Consider the following 12,474-nt stretch of genomic DNA (forward strand, 5'->3'; position numbering starts at 1 on the left):
ATATATTTTGGGTTTGGTATAATATTGAGCTCAAGGTATTTGAGAGTTACAAACAGCACAATATTAAAGAGCTGCTCGATTATGGCTTGAATGTCAGCGTCAACTCTGATGACCCTGCTTATTTTAAAGGCTATATGAATCAAAACTTTATCAATATATGTGACAATCTGCCTCTGACAGAAAACGATATCGTTACTTTGGTAAAAAACTCTTTTAGATCTTCATTTATAGATAATGAATTAAAAGAGCAATACTTAGCGCGAGTGGATCTTGCTCTCCGGTAGAAGTGATTAAAGATATTTTCAATGATTAAGGCTTAACGGTTATATAAATCGTTAAGCCTTTTTCTTTTTTACAAAGTGCTTTTTAGGTGATAGCTACATGGCCGTAATTTTTTGGATTAATAACGGCATAATAATCCCAGCCTTTTCTGCTAAGGTAATATCAACGATAGTATTCGGTGTTGGATGTGGGTTTATCTCGATGATTTTAGCGCCGTTTTCTTTTGCCAATTGCGCTAGGCCTGCCGCAGGATAAACGAGGCTTGAGGTGCCAATACTCATAAAGACCTCACAATTGGCTGCCGCGTCCTCTGCTGTCTGCCATGCTTGTACGGGCAGCGCTTCGCCAAACCACACGATATCAGGGCGTATATAGCCATCACAATGTGAGCAAGTAATCAAAGTGTCACTATAATCTAGGGTATCGGCACTGCTATATGAGCCTCTAGATTGCGCTTGGTAGGGCGCATCGCATTGACTGCAGCGATTTTGCCAAAGATTGCCATGTAAATGGGTGACATTACTACCAGCCTGCTCATGCAAATCGTCGACATTTTGGCTAATAAGCGTCAATTGCTGCTCGGTAGATTGGCTATGATATTGCCACTGCGCTAAAGCATCATGAGCAGGGTTCGGTTTTTTCTCAGCGACCAACTGCCGGCGCCACTGATACCATGACCACACCAGTTTTGGGTCGCGAGCAAAAGCCTCAGGCGTTGCCAAGTCCTCAGCCACATAATTTTCCCAAAGGCCTGTTTGCTTATCTCGAAACGTTGGAATGCCGCTTTCTGCTGAAATACCAGCGCCCGTTAAAATACAGATGCGCTGTTTTGAGCCCAGCAATTTGGCAGCGCCTTCGACTTCGGCTATTAACGCAGGTGATAATTCTGTTAACATGAGCCATCCCTTTTTAAGATTGGATATAGACTTCTATGATAGATGGTATTTGGTGGCTTGTCATATTGCTCGCGGTTGTCATCGGACTATGGGTATTGGCAAAATCGCGCGCGCCTAAAACTGCCGATAAGCACAACCTAAAGTCGGGGCACGCAAAAACACCACTCAATGATGCGCTACAAAAAACTGCAGAATTGGTTAAGCAGTACTTTCCTGACTACCGTGTCAACCGTAAAGCCAATCATTTACTGATTAGCAAGCAAGATAAAAAAGTGGCTATGATTACCATTGATAAAAAGCTTGACGCCGGTCAGCGCCGTTTGGGAGACGTACCCGTGATTAATTATCACCGTGTCCCCAGCCGCACTCAGCTAACAGCGAATTTGCAAGATGCAGAATAATTTTATAAGTTTGAATGTAGAATATCGACGTGTACGAGTATGGTAGAGAAGGCTATTAGGTAAATTTAACAACTTTATATACAACATTTTATCATTGTTAACGCACAGTGATAGGCCGCAGTTAAGAGCGTAACGCCTTGCTGTTAAAGTGTTATGAGATAATAGGTAGGACTAGAAAAGGGTAAAACATGAGTGATTATGATGATTGGTGCGCTCGGCGGGAATCGAACCCACGACCCTCGGCTTCGGAGACCGATACTCTATCCAACTGAGCTACGAGCGCGTCATTTAGCGACTAAATCTCAACTAATGCCATGATATATAACTATGGGTAATTAGCCGTTATTAGAACGATAAGGCGTCTAAAAATTAAGACCGCTTAGTCTAACAAATAAAAGTCATAAAGCCAATGAATGAAGACCGCTATTGACGTTTTTTAAGAAAAAACACCATAGTCGGCAAACAGGCATGGCAATCTACCTGTCTTTTCCCTTATAATGTCAGGGAGAATTCATATTTATAATCACCGATTACAAGCGCGCCCGTATGCGGGATGGCTGTTTGCTATTGATAACTGCTTGGTTATCAAAGGAGGACAAACAGAATGTCCAAGTCGTGTCGGCCCTTGTATACGCAATAAGAGAACGTGACGAATGAGAAAAGTAGTTATGTTATCGGCAGCTGCCATTCTAGGAATCGCTAGTATCGCTGTGAGCCAAGCCGAAAGTGTTGTAGACACGCCTGTAACCGTATCAGATGTCGCAGAAGGGCAAGAGGTTGTCGATAACTTGCCTGAAAAATTGGGTGACGATACCAAAGCTGCTGCCGATACCACAGACGGCGCTGCAGCTACTGATGAAGCTGCGGCAGCAGACGCAAGCACTGCCGAGGCGCCCGCTGAAGAAACAGCCGCTGCTGCACCTGCGGCTGAAGAAGAGCCTATCCCGCAAGATACGCCACAAGTACAAAAGCTCATCGCTTTGTATCCTAACTTGATTGCTCGTATTCAGCCGGTTGCTAAAGTCTGTTTTGAAGACGACGAAGTGTGCGACGTCACTGCACGTTCTGCAGGTCCAGCAGCAGGCGATGGTCCGCGTGATGGTAAAGCCGTTTACAGCGCTGTCTGCCAAACGTGTCACGCATCAGGCTTACTTGGCTCGCCTATGCTAGGTGATGCTGGCGCTTGGGGAGCTCGTATCGCTAAAGGTAAAGATACCTTGTATACCCATGCTATCAACGGCTTTAACGCTATGCCTGCCAAAGGCGGCGCTGATATTCCTGATGAAGAAGTACAAAACGCAGTGGATTATATGGTTGGTGAAGCAAGCTAATTTAATTGGCTGACTTATATGCAACAGTAATAAAAAACAGCAGGAGACGGTAAAGTAGTTATCGTCTTCTATTTTGCTTTTTTATCATTATTCTGCTTAATATAGTCAAAATATTCTAAAAACGCTACAGTATTGCGGATAACAGCAATCATATATAGAAGCTTATAGAGCGCCTATTTCATCTAATGAGGTAGGCGTTTTTTTGTGGGCGACGATTGATATTATTAATAACGTGGTTATATCATCCTAACGTTGAAATCGCCTGCCATGAGCCTCACATTAAGACACTAGACTCGTATTAAGATACGAAAGCAAATAGTAGAAAAACCAATCTCCCTAAATCGTCTTCTATATTCCTTTATAGATACATCATTAATAAAGAGGTATTCATGTCTGAGGTGCCAGCGCTATCTATTCAGAACCTATCTAAAACCTATGGCAACGGGTTTTCGGCATTAAAAGATGTCAGCTTGACAGTGCCACAAGGTGGATTTTTTGCGCTCCTTGGGCCAAATGGTGCGGGCAAATCAACGATGATTGGTATCATTAGCTCACTGTTTAAGCCAACGGCGGGTAGTGTGCATATCTTTGGTACCGACTTATTGGCTGAACCTTCAAAGGCCAAGCAGTTTTTGGGCGTGGTACCGCAAGAATTTAACTTCAATCAGTTTGAAAAAGTTGAAGATATTTTGATTACTCAAGCCGGCTATTTTGGTATTGCGGCGAAAGAATCCAAACCACGGGCAGAAAAACTGCTCAAGGCATTGGGTTTATGGGATAAGCGCGATAATAAGGCGCGAGAGCTGTCAGGCGGTATGAAGCGCCGATTGATGATTGCGCGCGCCTTGATTCATAAACCAAAGCTATTGATTCTTGACGAACCAACGGCTGGGGTCGATATCGAGCTGCGCCGTTCGATGTGGGAGTTTATGCAGCAGATTAACATTGAAGAAAATACCACGATTATTTTGACCACCCATTATTTGGAAGAAGCAGAGCAGCTTTGTAAGCGTATCGCTATCTTAGATCATGGCGAAATTCGTATTAATACGGAAATGAAAGATTTACTTGCGCAGTTATCGGTCGAAACTTTTGTCTTTGATTTAGCAACGCCATTGACCAAACAAATTGCTTTAACAGGGGTCACTGATACGCTACAGCCCGATGATTTAACGCTTGAGGTGACATTGACCGAAGGTGAGTCGCTAAACGGTGTCTTTGAGCAGTTGTCTAAGCAAGGCGTTTTGGTGGCGAGCATGCGTAATAAAGCCAACCGCTTAGAAGAGCTGTTTATGCGCTTGGTCGATAAAAGCTTGCATGAACCTTTGAGCTCGTAGGCTGTTTTATTCATAATTTTCCAATTTACCCAGATAAATAGACCACTACAAATATAGCAACCATATAGGCAACACTGCGGGCAATGATAGCGTTTTGATATTAGCCCGCAGATTGCTTAGGAGAGATAACGCATGAACTTCGCACAACGCTGGATTGCTTTTCGCACCCTGCTGATTAAAGAGATTCGCCGCATATTACGCATTTGGCCGCAGACATTATTGCCGCCAGTCATTACGATGAGCCTGTATTTTGTCATCTTTGGTAAAATGATCGGTTCGCGCGTGGGCGAGATGGGCGGTGTGCCATACATGCAGTTTATCGTGCCCGGTTTGATTATGATGGCAATTATCACCAACAGTTACTCAAACGTGGTTTCGAGCTTTTTTAGTGCTAAGTTTCACTCGAGCATTGAGGAGCTGTTGGTATCTCCAATCTCTAAGCACGCTATTTTGACGGGTTATATCAGTGGCGGTATTTTCCGCGGACTGGCGGTTGGGGTCATCGTCTTTATTGTGGCGTTATTTTTTACCAAGCTGGGTATTGAGCACTTATTTATCACCTTATTTACGGTGATTGGCACCTCGGTTTTATTCTCGCTTGGCGGCTTTATCAACGCCGTATTTGCGCGCTCATTTGATGATATTTCTATTATTCCAAGCTTTGTGTTGACGCCGCTGACCTATCTTGGCGGGGTGTTTTATTCGATGGAAAATTTATCGCCATTTTGGCAAAATATTTCACTGTTAAACCCAATTGTCTATATGGTGAACTCTTTCCGCTACGGCATTCTTGGCTATTCTGATGTCAATGTGTGGTATTCGATGGCAGCTATTTTTGCTTTTTGCGTCATTTTTTATATCATCTCTTATCGACTGTTAAGTGATGGTTCGCGTATTCGTTTATAAGCTGCTGTGAACGCTACTATCTCTAACATTTTAACTATCATCAGTTTTACTATTAGGAAGTACTCATGAGTATTCACGGTATTTTAGGCGAACAAACCACTGATTATCCAACTGAGTATAGTCCCGAGACTTTATATCCGATAGCGCGTAGTCTAGGCCGCGACGTTATCGGCTGGCAAGACGATAAGCTAGCAGTGGGCGTCGATTGGTGGCACGCCTTCGAGCTGTCTTGGCTCAATCCTCAAGGTGTTTCGCAAGTGGCGATTGCGCGCTTTGCTATTCCTGCCCGCTCACCATTTATCGTCGAATCAAAATCACTTAAGCTGTATTTGAACAGTATCAACTTTACTGAATTTGCTAGCTGGGACGAGGTGCAAACGCTGATTACTAAAGATTTATCAGCATGCGTACAAGCAGAAGTAGCCGTTGAGTTATTTGGCTTAGATGATGACTTGAACAATAAAAGAACAGGCTTATTGATTGCTCAACCTGAAGGCGTTTGTATTGATGAGGCACTTGCCAATAGTAGCGAGAAAGTAGCGCTAACGAAACATCCTAACGCGTCATTGCTAAAGAGCAAGGCAGATGATAATAATGTAGCAAGCGGCAATACGGCGGAAGTTGCGCAGCCTTATACTTTTTATTCTAATTTGCTGCGCAGTAATTGTCCGGTGACCAATCAGCCAGATTGGGGTACGTTAGCGGTTTCGATTACTAGTAATAAAGTAGTCGATGCAGCGAGCATGCTGCGTTATGTTTTAAGTTTCCGTCAGCATAATGGCTTTCACGAGCAGTGTGTCGAGCAAATATTTGCTGATTTAAGCAAACATTATGAGCCAAGCGAGTTGATGGTTCGTGCGTGGTATACACGTCGCGGCGGTATCGATATCAATCCTTGCCGCGTCAGTGATATAAAACTATTACCGCAGCCAAGCCGCTTAATTCGCCAGTAAGGTAATGGTTTTATTTAAATCGGTTTTGTAGCATTCAACTGATAAAAAAGCGCCTATCTGAATCAGATAGGCGCTTTTTTATTGAGCAAGTTTTATCAAAAACTATTTGCCGCTTACTTTCGCCATCACTTCTTCACGGCTCAGCATTTGCTTTTCCGTTTCGCGGCGATTGACGTATTCGTATTTGCCTTCAGCCAAGTTACGGTCTGAAACCACGATACGATGCGGTATACCAATCAATTCAAGATCGGCAAACTTCACGCCAGGACGCTCGTTACGGTCATCTAGCAAGACGTTAACACCTTGGGCTTTTAGCTCTTCATACAGCGCGGTCGCCGTCTGCATGACGGTGTCTTCTTTTGACTTCATCGGTATGATAGCGACTTCAAACGGCGCAATTGAATCGTCAACGCTTGGCGTTTGTGGCCACATGATACCGTTTTCATCGTTGTTCTGCTCGATAGCCGCCGCGATGATACGACTAACCCCAATACCGTAGCAACCCATCATCATGGTCACGGGCTTGCCATCTTCACCAGAAACGGTTGCATTCATCGCTTGCGAGTATTTATCACCCAACTGGAAGATATGACCGACTTCGATGCCGCGCTTGATTTTTAGGCTGCCTTTACCATCAGGAGAGGGATCGCCTTCTTGTACATTGCGCACATCAACGACGCGGGTAATGCTCGCATCACGCGCCCAGTTCATACCGATGGTATGTTTATTGACTTCATTTGCACCCGAGACAAAATCTGACAAAGACGCTGCAGAGCGATCGACAAATACGGGCATATCCAAATCAACGCCGATATAGCCTTTATGCAAACCAGCGGCTTTGAGTTCTTCATCAGAAGCCATCGTTAGCGGTACATTGGCTTCTTCGATTTTCTCCGCTTTAATGGTATTGAGCTGATGGTCACCGCGTAAGACAATCGCGATTAATTGCGCCTCATCATCTTCGGTATGACCGTGGACGATTAAGGTTTTTACCGTGGTTTCTAAGGGTACGCCTAGATGCTCGGCAACCATTTTACAACTGGTCATGTTTTCTGTTAAAACATCTTCGCGCGCCATTTTTGGTGGTTGACGCTCAGCGGTGCTGACCGATTCGGCAAGCTCAACGTTGGCTGCATAATCAGAAACGTCAGAGAAAGCGATATCATCTTCACCGCTGTCTGCCAACACATGAAACTCATGCGACGCAAAACCGCCGATAGAACCGGTATCCGCTTGCACGGCACGGAAATCTAAGCCTAAACGGGTAAAGATGCGCGTATAAGCGTCATACATCTCATGGTAAGTCTTGGCGAGTGACGCTTGGTCAGCGTGGAATGAATAAGCGTCTTTCATGGTAAATTCACGCGCACGCATCACACCAAAACGTGGACGAATCTCGTCACGGAACTTACCTTGGATTTGGAAAAAGGTAATCGGCAACTGCTTATAACTGCGCAGCTCACCTTGAGCAAGGTTGGTGATGACTTCTTCATGCGTCGGCCCCAAGACAAAATCGCGGTCGTGACGGTCTTTAAAGCGCAGTAGCTCAGGACCATAGTCATTAAAACGCCCGGTCGTTTGCCAAAGCTCGGCAGGCTGGGTCATTGGCATCAGCACTTCTTGAGCGCCGACGTTTTGCATCTCTTCGCGAACGATGCGTTCGACTTTTTGCAACACGCGCAGCCCCATCGGCAACCAGATATACAATCCAGAAGCGATTTTACGAATAAGACCTGCTCTTACCATTAATTGGCTTGAGGCGATATCAGCGTCGCTGGGCGTTTCTTTTAGCGTGGCAAACAAAAATTGACTGGCTTTCATAAATAAAGCGGAACCTTATCAACGATAAAATAAATAAGAAATAGGAGGATATTGAGCGTGTGCTTTAATGGCCGACGCAAGCTTACCTTTTATCACTTGGTAATAGTCTAGGACCTGCCTAGCTAAAAAGTACTGCAGCAAGCAGCACGTTATTAGAAAGTGCGTTTATAAAACGCCTTACAAAAAGGGTGGAACTTTTGTTTTTGTATGAATACATCGATATTGACAGCGTCATATTTTTAGCAAAAAAGCCAGAAAAATGGCTGCATGCCAACATTTTGCTTATACAATCTGACTATGTTAGGTAAAGTTCGCCTAAGACGCAATGACTTTTTGTTGTTTCATCCCAAACATTATATAAACGCGCATATTTTATTAAAATTAGGACGTTTATGGGGCTAAAAATCAATTACTTTTTGGCAAGTTGACAGTCAAATTTATGCTTAATTGATGCAAAAGAATAATTGGTCACTTTTCTTGTATAGATAGAGAAGTATAAGTAGTTATTTAAAGACAGTTTGGCGATAGTACAGGGTAAACTTAATTGTGTTGGCGATTGGTAGTAACTGCTTGAAATCGTTACAAACAAATAGCATTTAAGGTGTACTGTTTAGCAATTAAATACCAGTCAATTCAATGCTGATAACAATTAATATAAAACCTTGAGGTAGTTTACATGGTCAACCCTGATAACCGCTCTCCTGCGGGTAGTAATAATGCCAAGCGCCCGCAAGCGAAAAAACCCATCTCCATGCTGTCGTGGCTGGTATTACTTATCGGTCTTGCCGCGCTCGCTTTTGCGATTTATAGCCTGCAAAACCTCACCAAGGAAGAACCGATAGAAACCATTACCCGTGAAGGGGTGGTGATGCAAGTCCAAAAATTAAATCGTTTAGAGACGGTGGCGTTTAGTGTCGATACCGTTATCACTAGCCAAAAACCAGGCAGTTGGATGAAGCTGTGGCAAGATGAGCAAAAGGGTTTGTTTATTGCACGCGGGCGCGTAGAAGCAGGGATTGATTTGAGTGCATTAACGCCTGAGATGGTACAGGTGGTGCAGCCAGAGATTGATGTTAACAAGTTACAAAAAGCCGATGCTAATACGCCTGTGTCAATGATGCCGCAAATCAATATCACCTTGCCGCCGTCAGAAATATTTTCTGTTTATTTAGACGATATCGAAATCTATGATTGGCAAACGGGCGCTTTTGGTATGATGCAGGTCGATCCAAAGATCTTGCAACAAGCGCAAAGTATGGCGAAAAAAGAAGTGCTTGAGCGTGCTTGCCGCGGTGATGTGATGAATCTGGCATTAGAAAATGCGCAAACCCAATTGCAGCAGTTATTTTCATTAACCGGTGCAGTCGTGACGGTCACCACGCAGGGCGCAGGGGCGTGTCAATTGCCAACGACTTAATATTTAAAATGGACTAACGAACCGCTACGCTAGTTAACAGATGTCGCTTGAAATTATGGGCAATAAGGTTACTATATTATATAGCAGGACTTATTTATTATTGGCGATAGACTTATAAATACTGTCGCTAAAATGAGCTTATATGATATATGAGGTGGCGCATATGACAACTCCTAATAATCAGCCCTCTGTTCATGAGAAGCGTAAATTAACCAAGCACTCTAAAGCAAAAGAATCGCTATCTTTCGCAACCTGGGTGCTGCTCATCATAAGCTTTACTTGTCTTGCGTATGCCATTTATACGATTCAGACGCGAATAGTAAAGCCAGCTATCGATATAGATGGTGCAGCACAAAGCAGTTTGGTACAAACTGGCAGTGTGACGCAAAAGGTAGCTCAAGTAGATAGCTAGCGCTCTCTTGTCAAACCCATTGGCTTTGCAGCATCTTTAAGCTCAAGGCTTTATTAAATTTATGATTGTTTTTTAAATTCAGCAATCGCTAGTTGCCGGGCTACTTTATGCTCAACCATGGGGGCTGGATAATCAATTTTATCAAACATATCGGCGCTGTTGATGGCTTTACGGAGCTTCTCTTCTGAATGCAAAACACTGCTTGGCACGTCTTTTAATTCTGGCAGCCAAGTCTTAATAAATAATGCATCAGCATCATGGCTCTTAGCTTGGCTAAAAGGGTTCATAATACGAAAGTAGGGCGCAGAGTCCGTGCCTGTCGACGCGCTCCATTGCCAGCCGCCATTATTGGATGCAAAATCGCCATCTATCAGTTGCTGCATAAAGTAACCCTCACCCAAGCGCCAATCAATCAGTAAATCCTTGGTCAAAAACATCGCCGTCACCATACGCAGGCGATTGTGCATAAAGCCCGTGGCATTTAAGCAACGCATCGCGGCATCGACTAAGGGCACGCCCGTCCTGCCCGTACACCACGCACCAAAATCATCCTCATTGTACGACCAATTAATCTTAGTGTCGGTCTCATGCTTATAAGCCTGATGCTGGATAAGCTCTGGTTTATCCGCTAAGACATGGCGATAGAAGTCTCGCCACGCCAGCTCACTTATCCAGCGATTAATATCGTTGTTATCAGAGCTGCTAAAGTTGCCGTTCTCATTATCCTGTAATCTCTCTAATTCTTTTGTAGCTTGCAGATAGCAAAGTCTTGGGCTTATTGCGCCCATAGTGAGGTAAGCTGATAGCTGGCTGGTCGCTTGCAAATTTGGCACATCGCGGCTGATGTCATAGTTATCAATATCATCCGCGATGAAATCCTCTAAACGTTGACACGCAGCCCCTTCACCCGCTAGATAAGCCATCCTAGCGTGCTCAAGCTGAGCACCAAAATCAATGTGCTGATACTCTACGGCAGTCTCTAACCCTTTTTGATAATCTTCGACGGCTTTTTTACTTAATTGTTCTATGTCTTTAACAGTATGAGCGCTATCTCTTGCAGTTTTTAGGGTGATTTTTGACTGGCTGCTTTTTGACTGAGAGTTTACCGCCATGGCTTGGTGCATTTGTAAGCTGCTAACCTCCAAGGTATGCCGCCATTTGTTATAAAATGGGGTAAAGACTTGATACATGCTATCGTCATTGGTGGTAATGGTTTTTGGTGGCAAGATACATTGGTCGTGCCAGCGGATAAATTCGATATCGGATTTAGCAAGTTGTTTGGTTAATTCTTGGTCGCGGTCAATCTCATTACCTTCGTACTCATGATTTGCCATGACAAGGCTGATATCATTTACCTCACACAAGGTGGTGAGCGACTCTATACAATCAGAAAAGCTGGCACAGAGCTGTACGGTTAAGTTGATATTCAATTGTTTTTGCAAAGAGGTTGCTAAGATTGGCAAGCTGCGGGCGATATGATCGAGCTGGGTGAGTGACATATCATGTGCATGCCATTGTTCAGGCGTCATAAAAAAAATAGCGCTGATGCGCGCATTATTCGCATTTGCACGCTCGCAAAGCGCTGCCAATGCGGTATTATCATGAACTCGCAGGTCACGACGAAACCACATTAAATAATGTGCAGGGTTTGCACTCGTCGTATTATTGCTAGCAGTGTGCTGAGACGTTGCCGCCACCGTTTTAGACATTCCATCTTTCCTATATTAATCAATCGCAATCATAAACAAAACTGTGAATAAAAGTATGCTAGGATAAGTTTTTGGATGCAATGGATTTGCCATTCAATTAACAAATCATCATATTTGCTATTTAGCATAGCTAAGCAGTATTTACGGTCGGCTACCTTAGCCAAGGCAATTTATCCACGTCATATCTAGTGTTATCTCTATTTAGTGTTATATATAAGGTCACATTATGCAGGTTAAGTTTTGTGGTTTTACCCAGCCTAGTGATATCAAGATGGCTGCTCAGTTGGGTGTCGATGCCGTCGGTCTGGTGTTTTATGCACCGAGTCCGCGCGCTGTTACTATTGAGCAGGCACAATTGCTAAGTGCTTCTTTGCCCGCTTTTATAAGTGTCGTGGCCTTGGTGGTAAATATGCCGCGAGCAGAACTGATTGAACTGGCAAACCATGTCCCTTTTGATATCATTCAATTCCATGGCGATGAAACACCCGAGCAGTGTCAGCAGCTGGCAAGCGCGGTCAATAAACGCTGGATAAAAGCCTTGCGTATCAATACTGAGCAGCACACCACTGTTAGCGTAAGTGCTCAAATTGATGAGTTTGCTGCCGCTGGCGCGAACAGTATTTTGCTCGATGCTTACCATCCGCATAAGTATGGCGGCACTGGTGCACGTTTTGACTGGAGCTTGCTACCGCAAGACAGCTCGCTGCCTATTATTTTAGCGGGCGGGCTTGATGCCGACAATGTCGCTGCGACTCTTGATTTGCCGATTTATGCCGTCGATGTCAGCGGCGGGATTGAGTCGGGCAAAGGTAAAAAAGACGCTGCCAAAATGCGTGCCTTTATGAAAGCGGTTAAACGCGACCGATGGCAAAACGAGACGCCGAGCGAACCTTCGAATATTAGTAACTAGCTTTTTAACGGTGAATTTCTATTTGTTAAATAGCTCATTACCTAAAATCTCTCTCTTTATTTATTCTAAAAAATACCACTTATTATAGTAGGAATTATC

General features: G+C 44.0%; 11 protein-coding genes, 1 tRNA gene and 1 pseudogene. 9 read left to right on the plus strand and 4 right to left on the minus strand.

Annotated features, from left to right (window positions below):
* A pseudogene (locus B2866_RS07150) lies at nt 1-284 on the plus strand (adenosine deaminase); the annotation flags it as partial.
* 93 nt (nt 285-377) lie between these two features.
* Here the strand turns inward: B2866_RS07150 and B2866_RS07155 are convergent.
* Nucleotides 378-1,178: an SIR2 family NAD-dependent protein deacylase gene (locus B2866_RS07155; RefSeq protein WP_296192131.1), complete on the minus strand. Its 801-nt coding sequence runs from the start codon at nt 1,176-1,178 to the stop codon at nt 378-380.
* Between the two features lie 35 nt (nt 1,179-1,213).
* Between B2866_RS07155 and B2866_RS07160 the strand changes: the two genes are divergently transcribed.
* Entirely contained in the window at nt 1,214-1,579 is a 366-nt protein-coding gene (locus tag B2866_RS07160; protein WP_296192133.1) for a hypothetical protein, read from the plus strand.
* 206 nt (nt 1,580-1,785) lie between these two features.
* Here B2866_RS07160 and B2866_RS07165 read toward each other — a convergent pair.
* Nucleotides 1,786-1,862: transfer RNA gene (locus B2866_RS07165), tRNA-Arg, on the minus strand.
* A gap of 370 nt (nt 1,863-2,232) precedes the next feature.
* On the opposite strand from B2866_RS07165, the gene B2866_RS07170 reads away from it, so the two are divergent.
* The 4 genes from B2866_RS07170 (at nt 2,233) to queF (ending at nt 6,106) form a co-directional block, all read left to right on the plus strand.
* Nucleotides 2,233-2,910, plus strand: a complete 678-nt coding sequence (locus B2866_RS07170) for a c-type cytochrome (protein ID WP_296192136.1) — start codon at nt 2,233-2,235, stop codon at nt 2,908-2,910.
* Nucleotides 2,911-3,299: 389 nt separating this feature from the next.
* Nucleotides 3,300-4,247 (plus strand): ABC transporter ATP-binding protein, encoded by a 948-nt coding sequence (locus B2866_RS07175; protein ID WP_296192139.1) that lies wholly within the window; start codon nt 3,300-3,302, stop codon nt 4,245-4,247.
* A gap of 132 nt (nt 4,248-4,379) precedes the next feature.
* Nucleotides 4,380-5,153 (plus strand): ABC transporter permease, encoded by a 774-nt coding sequence (locus B2866_RS07180; protein ID WP_068408525.1) that lies wholly within the window; start codon nt 4,380-4,382, stop codon nt 5,151-5,153.
* Between the two features lie 65 nt (nt 5,154-5,218).
* Nucleotides 5,219-6,106, plus strand: coding sequence for an NADPH-dependent 7-cyano-7-deazaguanine reductase QueF (queF, locus tag B2866_RS07185; RefSeq protein WP_296192148.1), 888 nt, complete (start codon nt 5,219-5,221; stop codon nt 6,104-6,106).
* Between the two features lie 102 nt (nt 6,107-6,208).
* Here the strand turns inward: queF and B2866_RS07190 are convergent, their stop codons facing one another.
* Nucleotides 6,209-7,927: a proline--tRNA ligase gene (locus B2866_RS07190; RefSeq protein ID WP_296192152.1), complete on the minus strand. Its 1,719-nt coding sequence runs from the start codon at nt 7,925-7,927 to the stop codon at nt 6,209-6,211.
* Nucleotides 7,928-8,603: 676 nt separating this feature from the next.
* Here B2866_RS07190 and B2866_RS07195 point away from each other — a divergent pair.
* Both B2866_RS07195 and B2866_RS07200 read left to right on the plus strand, forming a co-directional pair.
* A complete protein-coding gene (locus B2866_RS07195; protein ID WP_296192154.1) occupies nt 8,604-9,344 on the plus strand; it encodes a DUF4230 domain-containing protein in 741 nt (246 codons plus the stop codon).
* 163 nt (nt 9,345-9,507) lie between these two features.
* Nucleotides 9,508-9,756, plus strand: a complete 249-nt coding sequence (locus B2866_RS07200; protein ID WP_296192158.1) for a hypothetical protein — start codon at nt 9,508-9,510, stop codon at nt 9,754-9,756.
* 59 nt (nt 9,757-9,815) lie between these two features.
* Here the strand turns inward: B2866_RS07200 and B2866_RS07205 are convergent, their stop codons facing one another.
* Complete coding sequence (locus B2866_RS07205) at nt 9,816-11,465, minus strand: cryptochrome/photolyase family protein (protein WP_296192160.1); 1,650 nt, start codon at nt 11,463-11,465, stop codon at nt 9,816-9,818.
* Between the two features lie 226 nt (nt 11,466-11,691).
* Here B2866_RS07205 and B2866_RS07210 point away from each other — a divergent pair, with 226 nt between their 5' ends.
* The gene (locus B2866_RS07210; protein WP_296192162.1) at nt 11,692-12,375 is read left to right on the plus strand and encodes a phosphoribosylanthranilate isomerase; all 684 of its coding nucleotides are present in this window, start codon (nt 11,692-11,694) and stop codon (nt 12,373-12,375) included.
* The last annotated feature ends 99 nt before the right edge of the window (nt 12,376-12,474 follow it).

The organism is Psychrobacter sp. UBA3483 (genome assembly GCF_002377905.1).
In the GTDB taxonomy this organism is placed as follows: Bacteria; Pseudomonadota; Gammaproteobacteria; order Pseudomonadales; family Moraxellaceae; genus Psychrobacter.

What these genes read in the sequence shown, in the direction of transcription:
- B2866_RS07155 (WP_296192131.1), bottom strand. Translation starts at nt 1,178, where the DNA reads ATGTTAACAGAATTATCACCTGCGTTAATAGCCGAAGTCGAAGGCGCT.
- B2866_RS07160 (WP_296192133.1), top strand. Translation starts at nt 1,214, where the DNA reads ATGATAGATGGTATTTGGTGGCTTGTCATATTGCTCGCGGTTGTCATC.
- B2866_RS07170 (WP_296192136.1), top strand. Translation starts at nt 2,233, where the DNA reads ATGAGAAAAGTAGTTATGTTATCGGCAGCTGCCATTCTAGGAATCGCT.
- B2866_RS07175 (WP_296192139.1), top strand. Translation starts at nt 3,300, where the DNA reads ATGTCTGAGGTGCCAGCGCTATCTATTCAGAACCTATCTAAAACCTAT.
- B2866_RS07180 (WP_068408525.1), top strand. Translation starts at nt 4,380, where the DNA reads ATGAACTTCGCACAACGCTGGATTGCTTTTCGCACCCTGCTGATTAAA.
- queF (WP_296192148.1), top strand. Translation starts at nt 5,219, where the DNA reads ATGAGTATTCACGGTATTTTAGGCGAACAAACCACTGATTATCCAACT.
- B2866_RS07190 (WP_296192152.1), bottom strand. Translation starts at nt 7,927, where the DNA reads ATGAAAGCCAGTCAATTTTTGTTTGCCACGCTAAAAGAAACGCCCAGC.
- B2866_RS07195 (WP_296192154.1), top strand. Translation starts at nt 8,604, where the DNA reads ATGGTCAACCCTGATAACCGCTCTCCTGCGGGTAGTAATAATGCCAAG.
- B2866_RS07200 (WP_296192158.1), top strand. Translation starts at nt 9,508, where the DNA reads ATGACAACTCCTAATAATCAGCCCTCTGTTCATGAGAAGCGTAAATTA.
- B2866_RS07205 (WP_296192160.1), bottom strand. Translation starts at nt 11,465, where the DNA reads ATGTCTAAAACGGTGGCGGCAACGTCTCAGCACACTGCTAGCAATAAT.
- B2866_RS07210 (WP_296192162.1), top strand. Translation starts at nt 11,692, where the DNA reads ATGCAGGTTAAGTTTTGTGGTTTTACCCAGCCTAGTGATATCAAGATG.